19 protein-coding genes and 2 rRNA genes are annotated in these 25,158 nt (G+C 37.0%); 10 read left to right on the top strand and 11 right to left on the bottom strand.

From position 1 onward, the window contains the following. Positions 1–81: 81 nt before the first annotated feature. Positions 82–648 (top strand): elongation factor P, encoded by a 567-nt coding sequence (efp, locus tag RHTP_RS03735; RefSeq protein WP_138106787.1) that lies wholly within the window; start codon positions 82–84, stop codon positions 646–648. Beyond that, on the top strand, positions 641–1,573 hold the full coding sequence (gene epmA, locus RHTP_RS03730; protein WP_138106786.1) for an EF-P lysine aminoacylase EpmA: 933 nt from the start codon (positions 641–643) through the stop codon (positions 1,571–1,573). Before efp ends, epmA begins: the two co-directional genes overlap by 8 nt. On the opposite strand, the gene RHTP_RS03725 is transcribed toward epmA, so the two are convergent. Next, positions 1,570–3,183, bottom strand: coding sequence for an NAD+ synthase (locus RHTP_RS03725; RefSeq protein ID WP_138106785.1), 1,614 nt, complete (start codon positions 3,181–3,183; stop codon positions 1,570–1,572). The two genes, epmA and RHTP_RS03725, sit on opposite strands and share 4 nt — an antisense overlap. A 338-nt stretch (positions 3,184–3,521) precedes the next feature. Here RHTP_RS03725 and htpG point away from each other — a divergent pair, with 338 nt between their 5' ends. After that, a complete protein-coding gene (gene htpG / locus RHTP_RS03720; protein ID WP_138106784.1) occupies positions 3,522–5,345 on the top strand; it encodes a molecular chaperone HtpG in 1,824 nt (607 codons plus the stop codon). 9 nt (positions 5,346–5,354) lie between these two features. Here htpG and RHTP_RS03715 read toward each other — a convergent pair whose 3' ends face one another. Beyond that, on the bottom strand, positions 5,355–6,530 hold the full coding sequence (locus RHTP_RS03715) for a purple acid phosphatase family protein (RefSeq protein WP_138106783.1): 1,176 nt from the start codon (positions 6,528–6,530) through the stop codon (positions 5,355–5,357). Between the two features lie 152 nt (positions 6,531–6,682). On the opposite strand from RHTP_RS03715, the gene RHTP_RS03710 reads away from it, so the two are divergent. Beyond that, positions 6,683–9,385, top strand: coding sequence for a hypothetical protein (locus tag RHTP_RS03710; protein WP_138106782.1), 2,703 nt, complete (start codon positions 6,683–6,685; stop codon positions 9,383–9,385). A 39-nt stretch (positions 9,386–9,424) separates the two neighbouring features. On the opposite strand, the gene yajC is transcribed toward RHTP_RS03710, so the two are convergent. The 3 genes from yajC to RHTP_RS03695 all read right to left on the bottom strand — a co-directional run bounded on the left by yajC (position 9,425) and on the right by RHTP_RS03695 (position 11,586). Continuing rightward, on the bottom strand, positions 9,425–9,805 hold the full coding sequence (gene yajC / locus RHTP_RS03705; RefSeq protein ID WP_212742853.1) for a preprotein translocase subunit YajC: 381 nt from the start codon (positions 9,803–9,805) through the stop codon (positions 9,425–9,427). A gap of 80 nt (positions 9,806–9,885) precedes the next feature. Further along, complete coding sequence (gene rlmD / locus RHTP_RS03700) at positions 9,886–11,256, bottom strand: 23S rRNA (uracil(1939)-C(5))-methyltransferase RlmD (protein ID WP_138106780.1); 1,371 nt, start codon at positions 11,254–11,256, stop codon at positions 9,886–9,888. 60 nt (positions 11,257–11,316) lie between these two features. Then, a complete protein-coding gene (locus RHTP_RS03695; RefSeq protein ID WP_138106779.1) occupies positions 11,317–11,586 on the bottom strand; it encodes an Hc1-related histone H1-like protein in 270 nt (89 codons plus the stop codon). A 176-nt stretch (positions 11,587–11,762) separates the two neighbouring features. Here RHTP_RS03695 and RHTP_RS03690 point away from each other — a divergent pair, with 176 nt between their 5' ends. The 6 genes from RHTP_RS03690 (at position 11,763) to RHTP_RS03665 (ending at position 16,861) form a co-directional block, all read left to right on the top strand. Next, positions 11,763–12,632 (top strand): aminotransferase class IV, encoded by an 870-nt coding sequence (locus RHTP_RS03690; protein ID WP_138106778.1) that lies wholly within the window; start codon positions 11,763–11,765, stop codon positions 12,630–12,632. Between the two features lie 243 nt (positions 12,633–12,875). Beyond that, positions 12,876–13,244, top strand: coding sequence for an RNA recognition motif domain-containing protein (locus RHTP_RS03685; RefSeq protein WP_138106777.1), 369 nt, complete (start codon positions 12,876–12,878; stop codon positions 13,242–13,244). 87 nt (positions 13,245–13,331) lie between these two features. Next, the gene (locus RHTP_RS03680; protein WP_138106776.1) at positions 13,332–15,101 is read left to right on the top strand and encodes an ABC-F family ATP-binding cassette domain-containing protein; all 1,770 of its coding nucleotides are present in this window, start codon (positions 13,332–13,334) and stop codon (positions 15,099–15,101) included. Between the two features lie 14 nt (positions 15,102–15,115). After that, entirely contained in the window at positions 15,116–15,427 is a 312-nt protein-coding gene (locus RHTP_RS03675; protein ID WP_138106775.1) for a hypothetical protein, read from the top strand. 19 nt (positions 15,428–15,446) lie between these two features. Further along, a complete protein-coding gene (locus tag RHTP_RS03670) occupies positions 15,447–15,644 on the top strand; it encodes a YgaP family membrane protein (protein WP_138106774.1) in 198 nt (65 codons plus the stop codon). Between the two features lie 8 nt (positions 15,645–15,652). Further along, positions 15,653–16,861, top strand: coding sequence for a BaiN/RdsA family NAD(P)/FAD-dependent oxidoreductase (locus tag RHTP_RS03665; RefSeq protein WP_138106773.1), 1,209 nt, complete (start codon positions 15,653–15,655; stop codon positions 16,859–16,861). Here RHTP_RS03665 and RHTP_RS03660 read toward each other — a convergent pair. The 6 genes from RHTP_RS03660 to RHTP_RS03635 all read right to left on the bottom strand — a co-directional run bounded on the left by RHTP_RS03660 (position 16,858) and on the right by RHTP_RS03635 (position 24,938). After that, positions 16,858–17,493 carry a hypothetical protein gene (locus tag RHTP_RS03660; RefSeq protein ID WP_138106772.1) on the bottom strand — a complete coding sequence of 212 codons (636 nt, stop codon included), beginning with the start codon at positions 17,491–17,493 and terminating at the stop codon, positions 16,858–16,860. The two genes, RHTP_RS03665 and RHTP_RS03660, sit on opposite strands and share 4 nt — an antisense overlap. Positions 17,494–17,646: 153 nt before the next feature. Beyond that, positions 17,647–18,600 carry a hypothetical protein gene (locus RHTP_RS03655; RefSeq protein WP_138106771.1) on the bottom strand — a complete coding sequence of 318 codons (954 nt, stop codon included), beginning with the start codon at positions 18,598–18,600 and terminating at the stop codon, positions 17,647–17,649. Continuing rightward, entirely contained in the window at positions 18,564–20,489 is a 1,926-nt protein-coding gene (ispG, locus tag RHTP_RS03650) for a (E)-4-hydroxy-3-methylbut-2-enyl-diphosphate synthase (RefSeq protein ID WP_138106770.1), read from the bottom strand. The genes RHTP_RS03655 and ispG overlap by 37 nt, the downstream gene beginning before the upstream one ends. Positions 20,490–20,727: 238 nt before the next feature. Beyond that, the gene (locus tag RHTP_RS03645) at positions 20,728–21,570 is read right to left on the bottom strand and encodes a hypothetical protein (RefSeq protein WP_138106769.1); all 843 of its coding nucleotides are present in this window, start codon (positions 21,568–21,570) and stop codon (positions 20,728–20,730) included. Between the two features lie 183 nt (positions 21,571–21,753). Further along, a 5S ribosomal RNA gene (gene rrf / locus RHTP_RS03640) occupies positions 21,754–21,868 on the bottom strand. Positions 21,869–21,996: 128 nt separating this feature from the next. Beyond that, positions 21,997–24,938: ribosomal RNA gene (locus RHTP_RS03635) — 23S ribosomal RNA — on the bottom strand. Positions 24,939–25,158: the final 220 nt, after the last annotated feature.

The following is a 25,158-nucleotide window of genomic DNA, read 5'->3' as shown; positions in this document are numbered from 1 at the left end:
AAATACCAACTTCTAACAGACTTGAAATCTTGCATTTTAAACATCTGTTATTCAAAATGGTCTTTTTAAAAGAGGAACGACATGGCCCAATATAGCACAAGTGATCTAAGAGGTGGTTTTAAAGTAGAAATCGAAAAAGAGCCTTATACCGTTGTTAGCAATGAGTTTGTTAAACCGGGGAAAGGACAACCTTTCAATCGTATTAAACTCAAGCATTTGATGACAGGGCGTGTGATAGAAAAAACTTTTAAATCAGGTGAAAAGGTCGCAACAGCAGATGTAGAAGAGCTGAAGATGCGTATGTTATACAAAGAATCTGATGGGGTTGTTTTTATGGACGATGAGTCCTTTGAACAATTTACCATTCCTCTTTCTATCTTGGAAGATAAACAGCAATGGCTACTTGAAGAGGTCTTGTATGATGTAACCTTCTATAAAGGACAGCCGATTGATGTTATCCCCCCTACTTTCATGGAAATGCGTATTGTGGAAACAGCTCCGGGAGCACGCGGAGATACCGCTTCTGGACGTGTTTTAAAACCAGCGGTTACAGAAAGTGGTGCAAAAGTACAAGTTCCTATCTTTATTGAAGAAGGAGAGAAGATTAAAATAGACACACGTACGGGAGACTACGTCGCTCGTGTCTAAAAAAGATCTCTCTTTATTATATAGCAGAGCCGATCTACTTGCTAAAGTACGTAACTTTTTTTTGCAAAGAAAGGTTTTAGAAGTGGATTGCCCTGCATTATCTCTGACAGCTCCCATAGATCCTCATATCGACGTAATGAAGGTTTGTATAAGTGATAAAATAGGCTATTTACACACTTCTCCAGAATACCGCATGAAGAGGCTGCTCTCTTATGGTATCAAAGATATCTATCAACTCAGTCACGTGTTTCGAGATCATGAATTCGGTAGATGGCATAACCCAGAATTCACCATGCTGGAATGGTATCGAATAGACTGGTCCTTAGAGCAAATCATTACAGAAACTTTGGAGCTATTGCAGATAGCCTTGGGCAATCTTCCTATTCATACTTATACCTATCGAGAGGTTTTCATCCAGGCTACAAAAATCGATTGTGATACGTGTGATATACAAAAGTTATTGGACTGCCTAAAAGCTCATAAGATTCAGGTATCCGATACAAATTGGGATAGGGATGCTTTGATTCAATTAGTGATGAGCTCTGTGGTTGAACCTACTTTAGATCCTCATTACCTGACTGTGATTACCGATTTTCCCAAAGAACAAGCAGCACTTGCCAAAACCCGTTTAGTTGATCAAAAGTTGGTAGCGTGTCGCTTTGAGGTGTATTATAAAACGGTAGAAATAGCCAATGGATATCAAGAATTAACCGATCCACAAGAAAATAAACTACGTATCGAAGAAGCTAACCAAATTCGCCTTTTAATGGGAAAAGAAGCCCTTCCTATCGATGAAAAATTTCTCCAAGATCTCAAGCTTCCTTCTTGTTGTGGAGTAGCCTTAGGATTTGATCGCCTGCTTGCTCTTAAACATGGGTTAGATAACCTAAAGCCCATTCTACCTTTTTCCTGGGATGAAACCTAAACCCATTTTTGTACAATGGGAAATCTCCTTCCTGCTTGAAAAGCCCTGCGACTTACGCGAATTCCAGGAGCCGCTTGCTGGCGTTTATACTCTGCGTTGTACATTCTTTTAATTAATTGCTTCACTAGATCCAGTGGTATTTGATATTGATGGGAAATCTCTTCAGGAGAAAGGTGTTCTTCCATATATCCTTGTAATACTTGATCTATAATATCATAAGGAGGAAGAGAGTCACTGTCTAATTGATTGGGCTTAAGCTCAGCTGAAGGGGGCTTTTTTAACGTAGATACAGGAATACGCTGTTTATGTAAATTGGCTAAGATATACACCTGCTGTTTAGTCACATCTGATAGCACACTTAAACCTCCACACATATCCCCATATAAAGTGCAATAACCCATTGCCATCTCACTTTTATTACCTGTACTTAAAACTAAGTATCCAAACTTATTGGAAAAAGCCATTAGAATGGCCCCTCTAATGCGAGCTTGTAAATTCTCCTCGGTCGCATCAAATTCTTGATCTACAAAATAAGGCTGTAAAAGTTCAAGATATGCTTGAAAAGGCTTTTCAATAGGAATCTGCTTTAGCGTTATTTTTAAGTTTTTTGCTAATTCCATAGCATCCAAGAGACTTTGTTTTGAACTATAGCAAGAAGGCATCGTAATGCCTAATACATTTTCTCTACCTAATGCATCCACTGCAATGCAAGCTACCAAAGCAGAATCAATGCCACCTGATATTCCCAAACAAGCTTTTTTAAATCCCAGTTTAACAAAGTAATCCCTCACACCCAATACCAGTGCTTGATATAAATCTTTAAACGGATCGGTAGTAAAGGTATAGGGGGTCGATACAGCATCTGTATCAAGAAGCATGGTATCTTCTTCAAATCCTTTTGCTAATTGTTGCAGTTTAGCTTGGCTGTTTACATAGGTACTATAGCCTGCAAATACAAGCTGATCATTAGCTCCCACCTGACAACAAAGTACAACAGGACATTTCAATGTGCGTGCACAAGCAAGACATACTTCAATACGAGTTTCTAACTTTTCAAATCTATAGGGAGAAGCTGATAAGTTAAGGATAAGATCTGGTTGCAAATCAACTAGATCCAATACAGGATCGTGGGTATAACTACCTCCTAAGTGTTGCCACATATCCTCACAAATCAAAATCCCTATTCTTTTACCCTTCAATGGCCAGATACAGGTTTTTGATCCCGGTTCAAAATAGCGCCTCTCATCAAAGACATCGTAGGTAGGAAGCAATTGTTTATCTTGAAAGCCTAAAAGTTTTCTATCATAAATAACTGCAGCGCTATTGATCAGAGATTTTCCTGCTCTATCTTTGTTTTGACGAACCAATCCTAAAATCACAATTAAACCAGAAGATGCTTCAATAATCTGTTCCAAATAATAAGCATGCGCTTCAATAAAAGACCTTTGTAATAATAAGTCCTCTGGAGGATAGCCGGACAAAATAAGTTCTGAAAAGAGAACAAGCTCTGCATTGCTTAAGCGCGCCTGCTCTAAAGAATAAAGTATTTTTTTTGTGTTTCCTTCTAAATCACCAATAGTTGGATTTAATTGAGAAACAAAAATACGCATAGCTCCTTCCTGTAATCTTTTTTTTCAAAATAGCCGATTGAATCAATTTGCCTCAATACTTGACGTCTAATCTATGAAAAGAGATAATTTATACCCCTTAGTTAAAAAACAGGAATAACCTGAAACAGATACAAAAACATTGTCAAACCGCATATGAAGAGTTTCTCAATGAATCAAATCTTGGTGAAATTGTGCCTGTCTGGTTTTTTATGATTAGATGGCTAGTCCCCATTACGATCTTACTGATTGTTTTAGAGGAAGCTAAATTAATTGATATTAATTTGTTCTCAAACTATTGTCGTATTCCATCTAAATAATACGATTAAAGGAGGTATATAATGAAGCACGGCAATTTAAAAATTGATACAGAAAATATTCTACCGATCATTAAACAGTGGCTCTATTCAGACAAAGAAATTTTTGTACGTGAGCTTATTTCTAATGCATGTGATGCCATTCATAAGTGCAAAGTGTTAAAAGATCATGAAAAGCTCTCTATTGAAGATAGTTCTTTTCGGATTGATTTAACCATCGATAAAGAGAAAAAAACTCTAACTTTTAGCGACACAGGCCTTGGCATGAGTGCAGAGGAAATAGAAAAATATATCGCACAGATTGCCTTCTCAGGAGCAAAAGAATTTTTAAGCAAATATAAAACCGAAAAAGAACAAGATCAAATCATTGGTCATTTTGGCCTTGGATTTTATTCCGCCTATATGGTTGCGGATAAGGTTAGCATTGATTCTCTCTCTTACGTTCCAGAAACAGAGCCCGCTCTTTGGTCTTGTGATGGTTCTTCTTCCTATGAACTAGAGAAAGGAACTAGGGCATCTAGAGGAACTACGATTACATTATATGTGTCTTCAGAAGCAGAAGAGTTTTTAGAAGAGACAAGAATCAATACCCTCCTGCAAAAGTATTGTGCATTTTTGCCGGTTCCCATTTATTTAAATGACAAGCAAATCAATGCTAAAGACCCCCTGTGGTTAAAGAGCTCTGCTGAGTGCAGCGATAAAGAATATATCGACTTCTATCATCAACTCTATCCCCTAGAGCCAGATCCGATCTTTTGGATCCATCTCAATGTAGATTATCCATTTAATCTAAAAGGGATCCTCTATTTTCCTAAGATTACAGGCCGCTTTGACTGGAATCAAAATACCATTAAGCTCTTTTGTAATCGTGTTTATGTATCAGACAACTGTAAAGATGTTTTACCAGACTATCTTATGGTATTAAGAGGAGCTATTGATAGCCCTGATATTCCTTTAAATGTATCGCGTAGTACCTTGCAGATCGATCGCACGGTAAGACAATTATCTCAACATATCTCTAAGAAAGTAAGCGATCGCCTACTCTCTTTATATAACACTAACCGCGAGCAGTTTATTCAAACATGGCCAGATATTGAGTGGATTATCAAACTGGGGATTTTACAAGATGACAAGTGGTATGAGCGTCTTAAAAGCTTGCTCATTTGGCAACAAACAAACAAAGAATGGACAACAGTAGAAGAATATATAGAACGTAATCGTTCTTCTCATGAAAATAAAATCTTCTATGTTTCTCAAGAGCATTCTCATAGCCACATTCTTGATCTATATCAAGCAAAAGGTATACAGGTTTTGTATGCCCCTTCACCAATTGATAATCACCTGATGAGTTTCTTAGAAAGCAAATTAGATAAGATAAGCTTTCAGAGAATTGATGGAGCACTTGATGAAACCATCCTTGATAAAACTAGGGAACACACTCTACTTGATACAGATGGGCGTACAGAGGCTGCTAAAATCGCAGATTTCATCCGTTCTAAATTACAAATAGAGCATCTCGAAATAGAAGCAAAAAGCCTTACCAATGACACAGTTCCAGCTCTTTTGGTGATTGATGAGCATATGCGAAGGATGCGTGAGACAATGGCTTTAACTAAGCAGTCCTTCAATTTGCCTTCTAAAAACACTTTTGTAGTGAACACTAATAATAAGCTTGTACAAAAAGCCTATCAATTAGAAGCAAAAGAACCAGAACTTGCCAAAGAGCTTATTCATCATATTTATGAGCTTTCCTTGCTTTCTCAAAAAGAGCTAGCGCCAGAGGCCCTATCCTCTTTTATTTTGCGTTCTAATCGAGTGTTGGAAAAAATGGCAGATTTCTGTCCTTAAAAAATCTCCTCAAGGAGCAGATCCTGCTCCTTGAGGCCTAATTGTCACAGAATCAATAACCTTTCCCTTGATATCTATTGCCTCTACTACCGCCTTTTCTTGGTCTATTTGTACTAAACATACCGAGTTGACTTTTGCTGCTTTTTCTAAATACCATTTCTCTTTAGGAGCCCTTGCCCAAACCCCCCAAGAGCCATCTCCCATATATATAACTCCATCTGGGTCGTATTTCCCATTCTTTAAAGGATAGGTTCTCTTATAAGCATGGTTATGATTTTCAAAAGCTATTTGTAGATGATAACGATCAAAATGAGGATGCCAATACTCTCTAACCCTCTTTGGGGTTATTCCCTCTTCAGAGTAAACAGAAGGGTATCCTGAAACGTGATAGACCGCCATTTTATAGGCGGTTCTCTCTCTTTTTTCTAACTCTTTTTCTAGCCACTTCTCCTGTGCTTTAATTTGATACCAATGCCCAGTATCAAGTAAAAAAAGAGACAAATGATTACCGATATCTATCACTTTAAAAGATCTTATTTCGGGTAAAAATTTATATATTATTTCCTCTTCGTCTAGACCTATACGCTCGACATCATGGTTCCCCAATACCCCAATAATCGGGATTAACCGTCCATCAGGAGTTTTCATTGTTTCCGACCAAGTATTGAAAAAAGTAACCCATCTTTTTTCCTGCCAATCTCTTTGTTTAAGCAGTTGCTTGGTTCCACGGGTATAAGCAATGTCTCCTCCAACTACCACAAAATCAGGCGATCTAGCTGCGATTTGCGCTGCCATTTTGCGCATTAAATCTAAATAGTAATAAACATCACCCCCTACAGCAAACACAAGAGGACGACTTAAATCAGTAGGGAGACTCCGAAATCGATAGATCTTCTTACCCAAGCTGAACTCATATTCTGTATTAGGCTCAAGATCAACCAGTTCCACCGAGTGAATCCGCATGGGTAAATGCTGCAAATAAATGTAAGTCCCTTGCTTGTAAGACCATAGGCTTTCTCCTTGTTTGCGATATTTGAGCTTGGAGTCTTCTTTACTTTCCGTGTACCAATGCACAACCATACTCGTAGTGGGGTCATTTTCCCAGGACAAATACACCGTAGGTTGCATTTTTGGAAAAAAACTGAAAGAACCAAAAAAACATAAAATACTGGTAATTAAAAGCATAAACCCTCTAAAAAAGATTTACCATATATATTAATTTATCGTAAGTAAAAATTAATTAATTTTATACTCCTGTCTTTAACATAAATTTATCTTAAACATATAAAATAGAATCAAATAACTTACTTAATATAAAAATAATAATAAAAAACATCATGATAAATAAACTTAATATATCAAATTTGCAAATGTTTAATCAGGAAGGGTCCCCTCTATCCTGCCCTAATGATTTACAAGAAGCAATACAAACAGGAATCGCAAAAAAAGTAGGAAAACTTCTTAATGCAGAAGGATTTCTTGCTCTTATCCCTGATTTTGACCCCTCTAAAGACACCAAACTTCGCATCCACCTTACAAAAGATGAGATTACAATTCAGCTATTAGAAAGAGACTTAGAAAATTTAAAAATAGATACCTCTTATACAAAAAAAGATCCAGAGCTCTCTGAAGAAATTAAAACAAGAAAAGAAAAAATCATTAAAAAAGTAGACTCGTTATTTAAAGAACCTTTTTCTCTTGATCCTTCTGCTAGATTAGAATCTGAAAAAATCCGTCCTTTATTTATACCTTCACCACTAAGCCAAGATGAACAAGTTCCTTTTAAAATCGGTTTTGATGCTACCCTATCAAGTCCCCAAATACAGCAACTGCATGCCAAAATAGAAGAATTGAAAAATCAGCTAAATAAGAAAACCCCTCATTCTGAAGAGCTACAAGTAATAAAAGAACAACTTGCATCTTTAAGCCAAGCTATTCACAATTTATCAAAAAACCAAGAAAATATTACCTATCCTCATACTGAAGAATATGCTCTGATTAATAAACTAGTAGATAACCAACGGGACGTTTACCGAGCATTACTAGATCTTTTATCTAGAAATCTAAATCAAACACCTACTCCGCTTCCATCGGTTTTCCAAGATGCTGAAATTAAGGAGATGCCTAAAGAAAATGCAGCCTTAGAAGAGCTTATTGATCTAAAAGAAGGCCTTAAGGAATTATCTAAAGAAAAAACTGACTTAGAATCAGAACATGAAAAGCTTACAGAACAACTTACTCAAGCTAGAGAAGCTCAGACTGAGCTATCTGCAAGATATACTAATAACATTGAAGAATTAAAAAGATTAAATACAGTTTTACAAACACAACTTTCTGCTAAGAATGAACAGATTAATGAACTAGATAAACAGATCAAAAGCTCAGCTAATACCTATCAAGAACTAGAAGAGAAACTTTCTCAGTCACAAAAAGAAAAGCTTGAAGAGCTATCTCAATTGCCCTTACAGCTATCTCTTCTACAACAAGAAAAAGATGGTTTAGAGATAGACCTTGGGAAAGTTAAAGGACAATTGGATCAAGCTAGAAAAACTCAGTCTGATCTATTTACAGACTATAATAATAAAATTGAAGAATTAAATAACTCAAATGTACTTTTACAAACACAACTTTCTACTAAAAACAAAAAAATTGCCGAACTAGAGCAACAGATCAAAAACTCAGGCAATACTCATCAAGAACTAGAAGAGCAACTCTCTCTGCTACAGCAAGAACTAGGAGTACTCAAACAGTCTAGTTCTCTTATAAATGAAAACCATGAGAAAACTTCTCAACTCTTAAGAAACAAAGAGGAAGAGATTGCAGCCTTACAAGAAAAACTCAACGAGCTACCTCCATTGACTTTAAAGCTATCCAATCTACAACAAGAAAAAAATGGCTTAGATTTAGAATACAGAAATTTTACAAAGCAATTAGAACTAACTAATCAAAATCAAATCAAATCATCTACTAATTTTGAGAATGAAATTAAAAAACTAGATAAGCTTACTAAAGATTTACAAATGCAGCTTTCTGCTAAAGATGAGGAAATTTTTGAACTAAATGAGCAATTTCAACGCTTATCCGAAACCCATCAAGCATTACAAAGCCAACTAGAAAATGAGAAAGAAATATCACGTATATTAGAAACAGCTGCCATACCAGAAGTAAGTAAAGAGATAGCTTCCATAGATACTATTATAAAAGAAGCAGAAAAAACCACGGAAGAAGATCTTTCTTCTCTAGAGAGTAGCACTATTGCAGAAGTTCCATTAACCCCTACCTCTGATTATTACACTCTAACAACGCCATCCCTGGAAGAGAGTCTCGAAACATCCTCAGAAATAACCCTTTTACAAGCAGAAATAAACGACCTTCAAGAAGAACTCAAAGATATTAGACCTATTGCATACAATACTACCAGCATAATACAAAAAATGGAAAAATCCAGTAAGGATTTAACACTAGAATTATCCGAAAAAACAAAAACTATTGAAAATTTAGAAGAAGAGAAAAAATTTCTAGAATTTCAATTAGATAGATCAGAATTACAAGTAAAAGAGTTAAAAACAGCTCAATACCAGTTGAAAGAACAACAAAAAGAAATAAGTATTTCCTCAGAAGAAAATAACGATCTTTTAGAAGCATTAGAAAAAATACACGAACAATTATCATTAGAAAAAAAAGAAAGAGCCCAACTAGAACAAATTCATGAAGACCAGTTAGAAAAATTAAAAACTCTATATGATAAGAATGCTCTAGAGAAAATGGAGCACATAAATGCAAAGATCATTAACTTGCAACAAGAACAAAAAACCATATGTTTCACTTTAGCACAGGCTTTAGCAGAACATGTGAATTCAGGATCTATTACTGAAAGTATAGGTAAAAATATATTTGACTTAATAGAAAAAGCCTTTAGCACAAGCGGTTATAAAACTTTATTAGATTTAGTAAGCTCCGAAGAAGAAGACCTTGGATCATCATCTGAAGAAAGTGTTAGCTCAGACGAATACGATGAAGATTCTTACATAGGACTATAAAGACAGAAAAGATCTTTTCTGTCTTTATAGTTAAGCTTCTTATTTAATTTCCGTAGGCTCTACTGCTTTCTCTTTGATAACAGAGGGTTGAATATCGGTTATGGCGTTTTTCAACACTTCCATTTTCCCACCTTGGTAAAGAGATAAAATCACGGTATCTTTTTCTACTTTATCTATTGTACCAAGAATTCCCATAACCGTAACACGATCTCCTTTAGCAATGGAGTTGCGCATTTGCTCCATCTGCTTACGGCGTTTTTGGTCGGGACGCCAGATAATAAAATAGAAGAAAATAACAGCAAATCCAATCATAAATAGCATTTGCATTAAGTTGCTGTTACCCCCGGTTGCTTCTACATCAGCAAACACAGAGCTTGTTGCGCAAAGAGCTGGAATGGTAAATTTACATATTTTGTTCATAATTCTATCCTTATCATTTGAGATATTTTTGCTCTAGAATGCCCAAGTACACTGGATAAATCAAGAAAAATTCAAAAGCTTCAAAAAAGTCTTAATAAAGCAATTGTTTCAATATGTACTGTATGAGGAAATTGATCTACTGGTTGAAGCAGCATTAATTGGTATCCTTTTTGCATAAGCAATTGAATATCGTTTGCTTGAGTAACTGGATTACAAGAGATATAAAGAATTTCTTGAGAACGTAATTCTAGAAGAGATTTTATGGCTTTGGCATCTAATCCTGTGCGAGGAGGGTCAACAATGACTAAATCGGGAGTAAAGCTGGGGTCATTTTTTAATTCCTGCACTTTTTGCCCTACATCCCCGCAAATAACTTCCAGATTCTCGATATGATTTAACTCTTTATTTACTTTAGCATCAAATACAGCATGAGGATTTAGCTCAATAGCGGTTACTCTATCAGCTATTTTAGCAAAAACAATGGATAAAGTAGCGGTTCCTGCATAGAGATCAAGAATATGTTTTTTAGGGCCTTGTATAGCTTGAAGCGCAGCTGAAAACAACTTTTCTGCTTGTTTTGGATTAGGCTGAAAAAAAGAAGTAGGACTAATTTTAAAAGTTAGGGTTTTACCGTCGATGTTAAGCTTTTCTAACATATGATCTGGGCCATGCAAGTGCATTTCAAAAAATTGAGTAGGCTGTCCTTTGATTGATTGCTGAATACGCAAAAAGATGCTGATTCTTTCTGATTCAGGAGCTGTCAATAGGATTGTTTGAATAAATTGCTCGATCTGCTTTTTATTTAAAGCATATTCTGGCTTGCCAGAAACAGTAAGCATCACGAGTTTATCAGATGTGTTCAGAGCCTCTCGTACAATCAATGTTCGTAAAGACCCTGTGTTATTCAAGCGATAAGCACTAAGACTGCTTTGTTCCCACCATAGCCTCACCTGAGCAACAACGGATGAAAACCATACAGATACCAACCAACACTCTTGCAGGTTAAATACATGACCTCTACTACCAGCTAAGATGAGTCCTAAGAATTGTTGCCCAGATCGATCTTGAGAAAAGCTAAACTCCATCTTATTGCGATATTGCCAAATCCTATCGCAGCTAAGAATCGGTTTAAGAAAAAACTCCTCTTTGATAAAAGAAGCAAATAACTCATGGACTCGTTGCTGTTTTTGCTCTAATTGAAACAAATAATCTACTTGCTGCCAGCTACATCCTCCACAAGAGGGAGCATGAGAACACTTTGGAGTTGTTCTATAAGGCGACAAGTGGGTAATCTGCTTGATGAAAGCGCGTTGTTTTGCTTTGATTTCAACAACTAATTCATCTCCAATAACTCCACCTATAACGTGAAGCGGCTTTGAGAAGCCAGGGCTTTTCCCCGTTCCATAGCCTTTTTTATGGAATTTTTGAATTAAACAAACGCTTTCTTTCATTTTTTTTCTCTTTTATGAATTCAATCATAACGAGAAAAAAAATTAACCTTTAGCAAATTCTTATCTTTTTTTCTTGCGAGCCGGCGCTTTCTTTTTAGCAGGAGCTCTTTTTGTGCCCTTTGCTTTTTCTGCTCTAGCAGCTTTTTTCATGCCAGATCTTGCAGCAGCTACAGACTCTTTACGAAATACCTTAGATGTTTTAGAAAATCTAATCGTATTAGTTCTTGCTCTTTGAGCTGCTGCTTTATTACCCTCCATTGCTTTTTCTAAATCATGTCGGATGTCAGCAATTTGATGTAATAATCTTTGAATTGTTTCTTTTAACGCCATAACTTCCCTCCTTAAGGATAGTCCATTTTCAAGTTTATTTTACATTCACGATTCATAAACTGTTTTTAGAAATTGCGCAACTATTTTTATATATATGTTTATATATTACAAAAAAACCAAACAGCTTTACTAAGAAGAACGACTTTGTTAAGCTAATCTAAAAAAGCTTAGATCCCATGAGTCAACCTATTTATTATATAAATGGAAACTATGTACCAGAGAGTGAAGCCAAGCTTTCTGTTTTTGATCTCTCTATTTTAAGAGGATTTGGTGTTTTTGATTATTTACGCACTTACAAAAAACGCCCTTTTCATCTTTGGGACCATCTCGAAAGGTTAAATTACTCTGCTGAAAACTTGAATTTAAAAATCCCTTGCAGCTTAGCTGAGATTGCAAAAATTATCGATTCTTTGATTGAGATGAATCAAATAGAAGAAGCAGGTATTAAAATTATTGTAACAGGAGGAATTAGTACCGATCAATTTACTCCTCAAAAAGCTTCTCTTATTGTTCTTGTCTTTGCATTAACGAAGTATCCACCAGATTTTTATACAAAAGGGATTTCTGCAATTACTACTTCTTTAGCACGCAGTTTTCCAAAACTTAAAACAACCCAATATATTCCAGCAATTGTCACCCTGCATGCAAACCATCAAGCAAAAGAAGCTATTTATTTAAATCAAGCCCGAGAGCTATTAGAAGCAACCACTAGTAACTTCTTCTATTTTAAAAAAAATACATTATACACATGCAATTCTGATGAAATATTACTTGGAGTTACTCGTGAGATTGTTCTTAAGTTAGCAGATAAAAAATTTCCTATTCAATTTAGCCCCATTACTTATGAGGAGCTATCTACGATCGATGAGGCCTTTATCACTGCTAGTAATAAAGAAATTATGCCTGTGATTAAAATAGATCATCATCAGATTGGAACAGGAGAAGTAGGGGGAAGAACAAAAGAGATAATCCAAGCTTTTAGAGAATATACCCAGCAGCCTGAATGGGGGGCCTTATCTATCCCAAGACATACTGTAAATAAATAAATTGATTTATTTTTTTATTGTTTAATATGGACAGGGAATCTTCCTTTAAGCTATACTAGGCCCTAGTGAGCAAACTCTAATTTTAAGAGTTTTTTTTCACCACACTTTCGTGTTGGTCCCGTGTGTTGTCACCCGCGTCCCGTTTTTTAGCCGGCGCTTTAGATTCCGCGAATCAACTTCAGTGTTAATTTTTTAATATCGTTAAAATAATTTTAACGATTTGTATGTATTCTTGGAGAATTTATGAACGAATCAAATAGCAAAAAGCTGTATGTAGGCAGCCTACCTTTTAAAACAACTGAAGAAGAGCTGCATAACCTTTTTGCCGAATACGGCAAGATCATTTCTGCTCGCATTGTAGTAGACAGAGCAAATGGCGATGCCTCAAAAGGCTTTGGCTTTGTTGAAATGGAAAGTGCAGAAGATGCTCAAAACGCTGCAAAAGCATTAAACGGCTTTCTATACGAGGGACGCAATCTGATTGTAAATGAAGCACGTCCTGAGCAAAAAACCAATTTTACACGCCGAGATGATCGAGCAGGTGGTGGTGGTGGTAATCGTTCTTTTGGTAACGATCGTCCTCCTTTCCGCTCTCGTCGTGATCGCGGTTAGTCTTTTTAGTTTTTTAAAGCCAAGGATTCAAAAATTCTTGGCTTTTTCTTTTCCCAATCTAGATAATAAATATTTTCTTAACCTGTTATGACACTTCTTTTAAATTCTCAGTCTCTTTCTAAGTCATTTGGAACTAAGACTCTATTTACTGATCTGTCCATTAGCATCTTTACCAAAGATCGCTTAGGATTAATTGGTCCTAATGGTTCTGGGAAATCCACTTTCTTGAAAATTTTAACAGGACTAGAAAACCCCGATTCTGGAGAGGTTATTTCTAAAAAGGGATTAAAAATTGGCTACGTTCCACAATCCTGTGAATTTCCTTCCATACCAGTTGAACAAGTTTTAATGGATGCTTTAACAAAAGAAAATCTTACAGACTATGACAAACAACTACTTGTAGAAACCTGGCTTAGTAAAATGGAGTTTAACAAAAAACATCCAACAACAGCGGCTTTGCTCTCAGGAGGCTGGAAAAAAAGACTCAGCGTGGTTCAGCAGTTGATTTTATCCCCGGATCTTTTACTGCTTGACGAACCGACAAATCATTTAGATCTTGAAGGGATCCTATGGCTAGAAAAACTTCTTATTAAAGAAATCCATTCTTATGTTTTGGTTAGTCACGATCGATATTTTTTACAAAACGTAGTCAATCGATTAATAGAAATTAATTATGCTTATCCCAAAGGAATGTTTGCCATTGATGGCTCCTATGCTAACTTTTTAGCTAAAAAAGAGCAGTTTTTACAAGGTCAGATCCAGCAAGAGCGCTCGCTTGCTTCTAAAGCGCGTAGAGAAGAAGATTGGTTGCGTCAAACCCCTAAGGCACGTACAACAAAAGCACAATCAAGGATAGATACAGCAAGTGAAGTACTCCAAAATTTAACCCTTGTACAAGACAGAAATCGTCAAAAAAAAACAGATATTTGTTTTTCTGCAACTCAAAGAGAAACAAACAAGCTACTTGTAGCTAAAAATCTTTCTAAAAAAATGGGAGATAAAACACTTTTTGAACATGTAGACTTTACTTTGAGCCCTAAAACTCGCATAGGCCTAATGGGTCCTAATGGTTCTGGAAAAACAACTCTTTTACGTATTCTTGCAAAGGAGCTTCTTCCTGATCTTGGAACTATTAAAGAAGCCGAAGGAATTAAAATCGTGTACTTTGATCAACATAAAACACAAATTCCTGATCATATTACTCTCAAAGAAGCCCTCTCTCCTAATGGAGATTATATCTCCTTTCGAGGACAATCCATCCATGTAAATGGTTGGTGTAAACGATTTTTATTTTCGCCTGATTTATTAAATATGCCTATTGGCTCTCTTTCGGGTGGAGAAAAAGCACGAATCTCTATTGCACATCTCATGCTTAAGCAAGCAGATATTCTTTTACTAGATGAACCAACTAATGATCTAGATATTCCCACCTTAGAGAGCTTAGAAGAGAGTTTAATCGACTTTCCTGGAGCTATTGTATTAATCACTCATGACCGCTGCATGCTTGATCGGGTTTGTAATTGCTTACTTAGTTTAGGAGACCTTAATCAAACCACTCTGTATCCAGATTACGCTCAATGGCAAGCAGCCCAAAAAAACCCAGTCATTCTTAAATCCAAAGAAAACAAACAATCCCCTATTGCTAAACCAAAACTCTCTTACTCAGAGCAAAAAGAATATCAGCAAATTGAAAAAAAAATTGAAGCTTTAGAAGAAGAGATTAAACAGCTCAATCAATTACTAGAAACAATAAAAGACACAAATGATCTCACAGAGATTTGCGCAAAGATTGCTCTAAAGGAAAACCAAATTGAGCAGCTCTATTTACGTTGGCAAATACTTGAACAGAAAAAATAAATCTGGAAACACACATGATCCCTTATCCTTACCATTTACCTTCTTTTTTAATATCAGAGAATGATATCTCTGCTCAACCACTTGATTTATCTTTAAGCACTCTGGAAAAAAGAGTCATGCAACAATTTAATGATCAAGTTCCCATAGAAAAGATTTCCCAAAAATTAGATACAAGCATTCCTGCGATATGCAAAATAATTGAAAGAAAATCTAGTTATATTAATACAGAAAAACCTCTCTATCAGTCAATCTGTACTAATTACTGCAAAGGCGCTTCCCCTATAGTAATTGAAAAATTAAAAGATTTATTGCATTCCCGGCAATAACTCAAAGAAAGAAAAAAATATGAAAAAAAATATAGGATCCAAAGATCGATTGATTCGTTTAAGCTTGGCGTTCATTCTCATTGCCTGTTCGATTTGGAAAAGTAGTTGGCTTTTGCTAATATTTGGTGCATTCACCTTACTAGAAGCTCTCTTTAGTTGGTGTATTCTGTATCAGATTTTGGGAAAAAATAGCTGTCCTATCAATCGCAAAAAATAATCTTTTTTATGCTTTATGATTTGATTATTTTAGGAGGAGGAGCTGCTGGTATTTTTGCAGCCATTAACGCTAAGTTAACCTGTCCAACAGCAAATATTCTCCTACTTGAAAAAAATGCCGTCTTACTTACAAAGGTGCGCATTTCTGGAGGGGGAAGATGTAATGTAACTCATGCTTGCTTTGAGCCCAAACAACTGATTAAAAATTATCCCAGAGGAGAAAAAGAGCTTCTTGGCCCTTTTCATGTTTTTGGACCAGGCGATACGATAAAATGGTTTGAGTCCAAAGGAGTACTTTTAAAAACAGAAGCTGATGGACGTATTTTCCCTCAAACAGATCAATCGGAAACAATCATTCAGGCCTTATTACAAGAAGCTCATAGATTAGCGGTGATTATTAAGCTAACAGAGCATATTGAAACACTCGAACATCATGAATCTTACTTTACTCTGCACACAAAAAAAGATCAGATTTACCAAACCACAAATCTTCTACTAGCTACAGGCAGTAGTCCTCAAGGTTATAAATGGGCAGAACAGTTAGGTCATACTATTCAAAAACCGGTCCCTTCACTATTTACGTTTAACGTTCCTACTTCTTCTTTAAAAGATTTAAGTGGAGTCTCTGTTAATCCTGTTCGCCTGCAAATTCTAGGGACAAAGCTCGTTCAAGAAGGCCCCATTTTAATCACACATTTTGGTTTTAGTGGCCCTGCTATTTTAAAACTATCTGCTTGGGGTTCCAAATATTTGCATGAGCAGAACTATCAAGCACAGTTAATGATTAACTGGGTAACTCTCTCTAAAGAAATCGCCTTTGCTAAATTACAAGAAGCAAAAGTTCTTTTCCCTCACAAAACACTTTTACAAGAAAACCTATTTGACTTACCCAAAAATCTATGGAAGACGTTTTTAGAGATGTTAGGCATCTCCTATAAAAAACGACTTATAGAAATTCCTTTACAAAAGCTAAAAAATCTTGCACAAAAACTTACGGAAGATCGCTACCAAGTTAAGGGGAAAACGACCAATAAACAAGAATTTGTCACTTGTGGGGGAATCACTTTAAAAGAAGTAGATTTTAAAACAATGCAAAGTAAAATATGCCCTCGACTTTTTTTTGCAGGAGAAATTCTTGATATTGATGGAATCACAGGCGGATTTAATTTTCAAAATGCCTGGACAACAGGTTACATTGCAGGAAAATCTTCTTTTTAAGCCGCCTCCTCAAAAGAGTTAACCTCTGATTCTTTTTCATAGAATATTTCTTTAATATCTTTCATCTTATGAGTAGCTAATAAATGAACTTTTGATTTTCTTGTAGATCTCTTAATGGCTGCTTTTTGTATCTTAGGATCTTGTAAAACATGCAATACTGCATCAAAAAATACTTTTCTTAACTGTGGATTACTACGTTCTTTTTTGTGAGGAACTAAATAAAAAAAATGATTTTTTAAACCTTCAAAAAATAGAGCTGCTGCTCTTTGATAGTTCTCTTCTTTTTCTCGGAGGACCCTATAAAATTCTTGCTTGCTCCATCTTCTACTTCCAGGAGCTAATAAACTTTTGTATAGGTAATCAGGATTTACGTTTAAAGGCCATCTTTCATGTGCAGCACAAATGATCGTTTTTATAGAGAATAAAAATACTTTGTTTATTTTTTTGGATTTTTTAAGTAATTGTTTTCTTTTCTTCAAATAACAAATAAAAGCTAATGGTTTCTTAAAAACTGTCTGATTACTTACCGTAGTTTCCCAAATATCTTTTAAATAGAATTGAGTAAACAAGTTATTTGTTTTTTGTAGAGAGTTTCTGATTTGTTGAGAAAGAGATTTTTCTATAGAAAACATAATTAATCCTCTAACTTGAGATAAATTCATCCTAAGTTCTTATACAGTAATACAGCAATATTTGTTGTATTTATTAACAAGTTTATTTTAATTAATTGTTGTTTTCATAATAAAAATTAACTTTTGAAAGTCTGTACTAATCAAAAAAATATTTTACGAGCTATGTTTGTAAAAAAGTGGAAAATCACGTTCTTTAATAAATTTTTCTACCTCTGAAATTCTTTTATAAATAGAAGTAGAAGCTTTTAACTCATCAAACCATAAACCAAAAACGGTTTTTCCTCGAAGATTAAACCAAAAACCAAAGATGTTTTTTTCTGGTACATCATTTGCTTGAGAAGCGCTTATTGCAAAAGCAAATTCTTTTTCTTTTAGATCTTTAAATAAATAATAGGCCCCAACCAAATCTTTATTCATAGATATACAATCTAAAGGGTGATCCTTAAGACATACAGAATATTTTTTTAAGGTTTCTTGATAGATTTTCCATTGATCTAGCCTTCGTGGCTTCCCGTATTTAGGATAAATAATATCAAGTTGTCCTCCTCTAGATAGATACTCTCTAGCAATGATGGCTCGACATAAAACAGTGCCTAAACGCAAGTAATCTTTTTCAATAGTTGTTACCATTAAATCTTTTGAAATCTTCCCTTCTGTACAAAATGGCGTGGCCGGCATAGGGGTATGTATTACTCCTTTCAGCGATGTTAGCTGTCCTTTTTGCAGTTCAGAAGATAGTGTATCCTCAATAATCGCTTGTAGATATACAGCATAAGGCCTGCCTACTTTGTCTGTTTCTTCTATAATTACAAAACCCTCTTGTACAAGCCTAGTCCAAAACTTTTTTAGGCCAGGTTTAAGAATAGAAATAGACTTTGCTATTTTAGGTACATCTTTTATACCAGGTAGATCTTCAAGATGCTCTATAGATTTAATTACTTGCCAATAGATGTGTTGAATTAAAGGGTCTTTATTCCATACAGGATTAGCATCGTCTTTTGCTGCACCATATACAAGACTGGTCCATATGCAGATCGCTATAGTTATTATTGTTAGAACATAACAAGGCTTTAAGTAATTTCTGCTACTATTTCTGGTTCTATCCATAGCCCCTGTTTTTTGATAAGTTCAATTAAGCGATCGTCGGCATCAGCAAAGTCAATATCTTTTTCCACACAGATTTTCCCAAGATAGAGATCGATCTTCCCTGGTTTGGATCCAACATAGCCAAAATCTGCATCTGCCATTTCTCCCGGGCCATTTACAATACAACCCATAATAGCAATTTTCACACCAGGAAGATGTGAAGTACGTGCACGGATACGTTTAGAAACATCTTGAAGATCAAAAAGCGTTCTACCACAACTTGGACAAGAGATAAAATCGGTTTTGAAAGTACGCATTCTTGCAGACTGCAAGATGCTAAAGCTTAAATTTCTTAAGAAATCGATATTATATGGGCCCTTTAGCCAAATTCCATCCCCCAAACCATCGCAAAGAAGTGCCCCTAGCTCTGTAGCGGATTGAATAATAAGGTCTTCTTGAGTACAGTCGTAGCTAAAATGTAAAATAACAGGAATTTGCAGCTTCTTTTTTTGAAGCCAGTCAAAAAATTGTCTACAGTAATGTAATCGATTATCTTCTGGTGCTAAAATAATAAGCGCTGGTTGCATCTCTACAAGTTTTTCCCATTCTACAAGGGAATCATCTTTTATCATAACAGCCAATGAAGACGGTATAAGAGCTAGCTTAGATGAAGCTTCTCCAACTTCTGATAAAGAAACAAGCTTAACTCCACCCTCAATTGAATTGTGGGAAAATACGCTCATTCCCATTTCTTGTAGATTCTTAACAGGAGTATTAAAATCAACGTCTCTATCTAATACAATACAATCAACGCTAGCTCTTTTGAGTTTAGGCAGCCCTAGTTGAACATCACATCCTAATTTTTTATAAAAGCTGCCCTCTTCTATATCACTCTTATTTATACCAACAAGGACTGTTCCATCTCTATGCAAAGAGATATCTCTTAGTAGATTAATTGTGCGCCGCTCTATCTTTTCGATATGGCGATAAGCCTCTTCAAAAGGGAGCATGCCTTGTTTTTTCTCATATGTAGAAGCCAATGTAATAAGACGTTGACAAGGATCAATTTCATACCAAGGATCTTCTGTTAGAGAAACACGAATGGTATCTCCTATTCCATCTAAAAGAAGAGAACCAATTCCCATAGCTGATTTAACTCGGCCATCTTCTCCCTCTCCTGCTTCTGTGACTCCTAAATGCAGTGGATAATCCCAACCTAAAGCCATCATTTCAGCAACTAAAAGCCGATAGGCTAAAATCATTACCTGTGGATTAGATGATTTCATGGAGAACATAAAATCGTGATAGTTATTCTTGCGACACACTCTGGCAAATTCTAATGCTGATTCCACCATTCCCTGTGGTGTATCGCCATAACGGTTCATAATGCGATCTGACAAAGAACCGTGATTTGTACCTATACGCATTGCCCTCTTCAAAACCTTGCATTTTTCTACAAGAGGAGTAAATTTTTCTTCGATTTTTTCTATTTCTTTTGCATAGGAAGCATCATCGTATTCAATCGTTTTAAACGAAGCTCTTCTATCTACATAATTACCAGGATTTACTCGCACCTTATCGACAAAATCAACAACTCTCATCGCCGCAGGAGGGAAGAAGTGTATATCAGCAACAAGAGGAATTGAATATCCTCGTAGAAGAAGCCCACTCTTAATCCCTTCGCAAGCATCGGCTTCTTTCATCCCCTGAACCGTTACCCTAGCAATTTCACAACCTGCATCAGCAAGCCGAACGATTTGATCTATTGTAGCTTCAACATCACGCGTATTAGAGGTAGTCATGGATTGAATACGTACGGGATTATTTCCTCCAACCCCTACATTACCAACCATAACTTCGCGCGTTTTCCATCTCTTTGTTTTATAAGTAGATTCGCAGTACTTAGTCATAGCTTTTAGTCCATATAATATTTTCTTAAGAACTTTATAGAGAAAACCGTTTTAGCTTCTAAAGGTTTAAAAGAGTTATTATTCTTGCACTAATCCACTTCTAGTGCAAGCTTTAGTTTTTGAAGTTAACAGGGGAAATTATTTATGCTTTAAGAATCAAAAGCTCTTAAAGTAATAGAAGGAATCTATTAAAAGATCCCATTATTGCTTTGAAGCTCTATCTATGAGCACGACGCTCTTATGGGATCTCTAATAGGTTATTAAGTTCTGGAAGAGCTTCTCTAAAAGTATCTTTTCCTATTTCCGGATCATTCCAATGCTTTATGTAGTTATACGCTGCATACCCACTAACAACACCGATAGTGAACAGCACCGAGGTTACAAGAAATGGTTTAGAAGCTAAAAAAGAATAAGGACCAAAAAATTGATCGATATTTTGAGCTGTTAAAAGAATGGAAGTAGACCCCATATGGAATGTACTTTGGTAATCATTGATTTTATCTAGATGTTTTTGGTCTTTTACTACCTGGCTAAATACCACCTTTGCTAAAGATCCTAAGCCCTTATATTCATCATTATTTTTAATAATCTCATCAACAGTTTTTTTTGCTTCTAAAGAAGCGAATTTTCTAGGTGAATCTGTTAATTTTTTTATAAAAAAATTAACATTTTGATATTTTTGAGAAGAAACCGTTGTATTGTCTTCGCTTCCATATTTATAGAAAATATTTGTAAAAATCTTCTGTGTTTTTATTAACCTATCGCTTGCTTCATTCTGCAATGAAGAAAACTTATATACTGCATAAAATATGGGCACAATAGCAAGAGGAAGAGCTACCATAGACATAGAAAGCATGCTGTTTAATGCAATGCGTGTAATTACAGAAGAAGCAACAAGAGCAATCATAGTGACCTTGTTATCATAAACTATTTTTGCCCAAGATCGCTGTTCATTTTTAATTTGAAGATTACAGTGTTGTATACAGATTTTAAGATCTTTTTGCTCTTCAGAAGAAAATATTAGCATTAAGTTTGGATCAAATGGATTAATATTAGCAATCATTTGTCCAGTAGTTGTCATAACTCTTCTCTCTTTTTTGTAATAGTCCCTACAATTATACTTCTCATTTCATTAAAGATCTATTTAAAAAGATAGTAATAACATTACTAACTTCTTTAAATATTATATTAAAATATTTAGTGTTATTTTTAGACATAAAAAAACCCTAGTTAGAACTGGCCTAACTAGGGTGGATAGAAAAAAACTTGGCGGCGACCTACTCTTCCATACTCTTGAGTATAGTACCATCGGCGATGAAGAGCTTGACTTCTGAGTTCGGGATGGGATCAGGTATTTCCTCTTCTCTATTGCCACCAAGACTAAATTTTTGTCAGATTCTCTCACTAATGCAAATTGACGCTTGAGTTTGTTAGTTTCCAAAACAGCTATTAGCTGCATCTTCAGTATTCTCCTTAAATTAAGGAAAATAGTGATGATGAAAAAAAAGTAATCAAGCCAATGGACCTATTAGTATTGGTTAGCTCAACACATTGCTATGCTTACACATCCAACCTATCAACCCTGTCATCTTCAGGGGGTCTCATAGGGATATCTTATCTTGAAGGAGGCTTGGCGTTTAGATGCTTTCAACGCTTATCCTTTCCGAACATAGCTACCCGGCTATGCACTTGGCAGTACAACCGGCACACCATTGGTTCGTCCACTTCGGTCCTCTCGTACTAGAAGCAGCTCTTCTCAAATATCCTACGCCCACAACAGATAGGGACCAAACTGTCTCACGACGTTTTGAACCCAACTCGCGTACCGCTTTAATTGGCGAACAGCCAAACCCTTGGGACCTTCTCCAGCCCCAGGATGCGATGAGTCGACATCGAGGTGCCAAACCGCCACGTCGATATGAACTCTTGGTGGCGATAAGCCTGTTATCCCCGGAGTACCTTTTATCCGTTAAGCGACGGCGATTCCACTTTCTACCGCCGGATCACTAAGTCCTACTTTCGTATCTGCTCGACTTGTTGGTCTCGCAGTTAACCTCCCTTATACCTTTACGCTCTATTCGTGATTGCCAACCACGATGAGGGAAGCTTTGAACTCCTCCGTTACTCTTTAGGAGGATACCGCCCCAGTCAAACTACCCGTCTGACAATGTCCGACTGCCGGTTTCACGGCATATCGTTAGATTTTCAACTCTTCAAGACCGGTATTTCAAGGTCGACTCCATTAGCCCTAACGAGCCAACTTCTACGTCTTCCGGTTATCCTACACATGAAAAGTCAAAAGCCAATATCAGAGTATAGTAAAGGTTCACGGGGTCTTTCCGTCTTGTTGCGGGTAAACGGCATCTTCACCGCTACTACAATTTCACCGAGTCTCTCGTTGAGACAGTGCCCAGATCGTTAGGCCATTCGTGCAGGTCGGAACTTACCCGACAAGGAATTTCGCTACCTTAGGACCGTTATAGTTACGGCCGCCATTCACCAGGGCTTTAATTCAATGCTTTGCCAATTGCTTAGCTGACATCTCCTTTTGACCTTTTGGCATTGGGCAGGCTTCACACCATATACGTCGTCTTAGACGACTTTGCATAGTGCTGTGTTTTTGTTAAACAGTCGCCTGGGCCATTTCTCTTCGACCAAGCCTCGCTTCTATTCGCGAAGAATATTACGAATCCTGGCCCCTCTTCTCCCGAAGTTACGAGGGTAATTTGCAGAGTTCCTTAACGAGAGTTGTCTCGCGCGCCTGAGAATATTCATCCCACCCACCTGTGTCGGTTTTGGTACGGTCGCTAAATTACGGCTAGAAACTATTTCTTGGAAGCATCGCGCTACGTTATCAGTTCCCCTTTCGGTTCCCTTTAGTCGCTGCCTAGATTTTTGTCTGCGGATTTTCCTTCAGACCCTCCTCACAGCTCCACGGACATCCAATAGTCCGCACGCTTAACTTACTCCGTCATCTCATCACCATTGCTCTTTAGCGGCGCAGGAATATTTAACCTGCTTCCCATCGCCTACGCTTTTCAGCCTTAGCTTAGGGACCGGCTAACCCAGGGAAGACGAACTTTACCCTGGAAACCTTAGGTTTTCGGCGAAGAGGATTTTCACCTCTTTTATCGTTTACTCATGCCATGCATCTTCACTAGTATGCGCTCCAACACTCCTCACGGTATATCTTCACTGCACATACTACGCTCTCCTACCGCATATCTTGCGATACACCCGCGATTTCGGCTCTATGCTTTAGTCCCGTCTATTATCGGCGCAAAGTTTCTCGATTGGTGAGCTGTTACGCACTCTTTAAATGATGGCTGCCTCTAAGCCAACATCCCAACTGTCTTTGAAACTTCACTTCCTTACTCACTTAGCATAGAATTTGGGGCCTTAATCGGCGATCTGGGCTGTTCCCCTTTTGACTATGTAGCTTATCCCACACAGTCTATCTCCCGGCTTCCTTCTCGGTATTCGGAGTTTGATTCCCTTCGGTAAGGCGGTAGCCTCCCTTGTGGATTCAGTGCTCTACCCCCGAGTCGGTACTGCCGAGGTTAACCCTAAAGTTATTTCGAAGAGAACAAGATATCTCCAAGTTTGATTGGCCTTTCACCCCTATCCACAACTCATCCAAGTCTTTTTCAACAGACACTGGTTCGGACCTCCAATCGGTTTTACCCGAACTTCATCCTGGTCATGGATAGATCACTTGGTTTCGTGTCTAAGCCACACGACTATATCGCGCTATTCACACTCGCTTTCGCTTCGGCTCCAGAACGTTTGTTCTTTAACCTTGCCATGTAGCTTAACTCGCTGGCTCATCATGCAAAAGGCACGCCGTCAGCCATTCACCTTGCGGTGCATAGGCCTTCGACCGTTTGTAAGCTGCTGGTTTCAGTTTCTATTTCACTCCCCTAACAGGGGTTCTTTTCACCTTTCCCTCGCGGTACTTGTTCACTATCGGTCATCGTTTTAGTATTTAGCCTTGGAGGGTGGTCCCCCCAGTTTCAGACCGGATTTCCCGTGCCCGGTCCTACTCAGGTACCTATCTCGCTTATCTCTCCTTTCGCATACGGGACTCTCACCCTGTTCCGTTGGCCTTTCCATGCCATTTTGCTAGGTTCAACTTCGCTTTATAATAGGCCCTACAACCCCAGGAATAAATCCCTGGTTTGGGCTCTTCCCACTTCGCTCGCCGCTACTATGGGAATCTCTTCTAGATTTCTTTTCCTCTGCTTACTGAGATGTGTCACTTCAGCAGGTCTCGCCTCTTTAAACTATGTATTCATTTAAAGATGATAGAGGGCTTCTCTATCGGGTTGCCCCATTCGGATACCTTCGGTTCTACGCCTTTTCCGACTCCCCGAAGCTTTTCGCAGGTTACACGTCCTTCTTCGCCTTTCGATGCCAAGGCATCCACCAACAGCCCTTAGCAGCTTGATTACAAAACTTTTTTGCTGCTAATTTCGAGCTTTCTTCTTCGCCGTTTCTTCTTCTTTCATTCTCAAGCGCCAATTTACATCAGTGAAATCTTTTCCACTTATTTACTTTGCGCTTTATTTGAGATTTCTCTCTGACTAAATTTAGTTTTATCAAGATAACTTTGCTTAACAGCAAAAAAGAAGTGACGTGGACAAAATAGAGCTTGTCTCAACCTTAAGGA

This window comes from Candidatus Rhabdochlamydia sp. T3358, assembly GCF_901000775.1.
Taxonomy (GTDB): Bacteria; Chlamydiota; Chlamydiia; order Chlamydiales; family Rhabdochlamydiaceae; genus Rhabdochlamydia.
Note: the sequence above shows the minus strand (reverse complement) of the source record. Positions and strands in the feature narration are given on the sequence as shown.

Coding starts and splice junctions, on each gene's coding strand:
- efp (WP_138106787.1), top strand. CDS start 82: ATGGCCCAATATAGCACAAGTGATCTAAGAGGTGGTTTTAAAGTAGAA.
- RHTP_RS03725 (WP_138106785.1), bottom strand. CDS start 3,183: ATGCGTATTTTTGTTTCTCAATTAAATCCAACTATTGGTGATTTAGAA.
- htpG (WP_138106784.1), top strand. CDS start 3,522: ATGAAGCACGGCAATTTAAAAATTGATACAGAAAATATTCTACCGATC.
- RHTP_RS03715 (WP_138106783.1), bottom strand. CDS start 6,530: ATGCTTTTAATTACCAGTATTTTATGTTTTTTTGGTTCTTTCAGTTTT.
- RHTP_RS03710 (WP_138106782.1), top strand. CDS start 6,683: ATGATAAATAAACTTAATATATCAAATTTGCAAATGTTTAATCAGGAA.
- yajC (WP_212742853.1), bottom strand. CDS start 9,805: ATGAACAAAATATGTAAATTTACCATTCCAGCTCTTTGCGCAACAAGC.
- rlmD (WP_138106780.1), bottom strand. CDS start 11,256: ATGAAAGAAAGCGTTTGTTTAATTCAAAAATTCCATAAAAAAGGCTAT.
- RHTP_RS03695 (WP_138106779.1), bottom strand. CDS start 11,586: ATGGCGTTAAAAGAAACAATTCAAAGATTATTACATCAAATTGCTGAC.
- RHTP_RS03690 (WP_138106778.1), top strand. CDS start 11,763: ATGAGTCAACCTATTTATTATATAAATGGAAACTATGTACCAGAGAGT.
- RHTP_RS03685 (WP_138106777.1), top strand. CDS start 12,876: ATGAACGAATCAAATAGCAAAAAGCTGTATGTAGGCAGCCTACCTTTT.
- RHTP_RS03680 (WP_138106776.1), top strand. CDS start 13,332: ATGACACTTCTTTTAAATTCTCAGTCTCTTTCTAAGTCATTTGGAACT.
- RHTP_RS03675 (WP_138106775.1), top strand. CDS start 15,116: ATGATCCCTTATCCTTACCATTTACCTTCTTTTTTAATATCAGAGAAT.
- RHTP_RS03670 (WP_138106774.1), top strand. CDS start 15,447: ATGAAAAAAAATATAGGATCCAAAGATCGATTGATTCGTTTAAGCTTG.
- RHTP_RS03665 (WP_138106773.1), top strand. CDS start 15,653: ATGCTTTATGATTTGATTATTTTAGGAGGAGGAGCTGCTGGTATTTTT.
- RHTP_RS03660 (WP_138106772.1), bottom strand. CDS start 17,493: ATGTTTTCTATAGAAAAATCTCTTTCTCAACAAATCAGAAACTCTCTA.
- RHTP_RS03655 (WP_138106771.1), bottom strand. CDS start 18,600: ATGGATAGAACCAGAAATAGTAGCAGAAATTACTTAAAGCCTTGTTAT.
- ispG (WP_138106770.1), bottom strand. CDS start 20,489: ATGACTAAGTACTGCGAATCTACTTATAAAACAAAGAGATGGAAAACG.
- RHTP_RS03645 (WP_138106769.1), bottom strand. CDS start 21,570: ATGACAACTACTGGACAAATGATTGCTAATATTAATCCATTTGATCCA.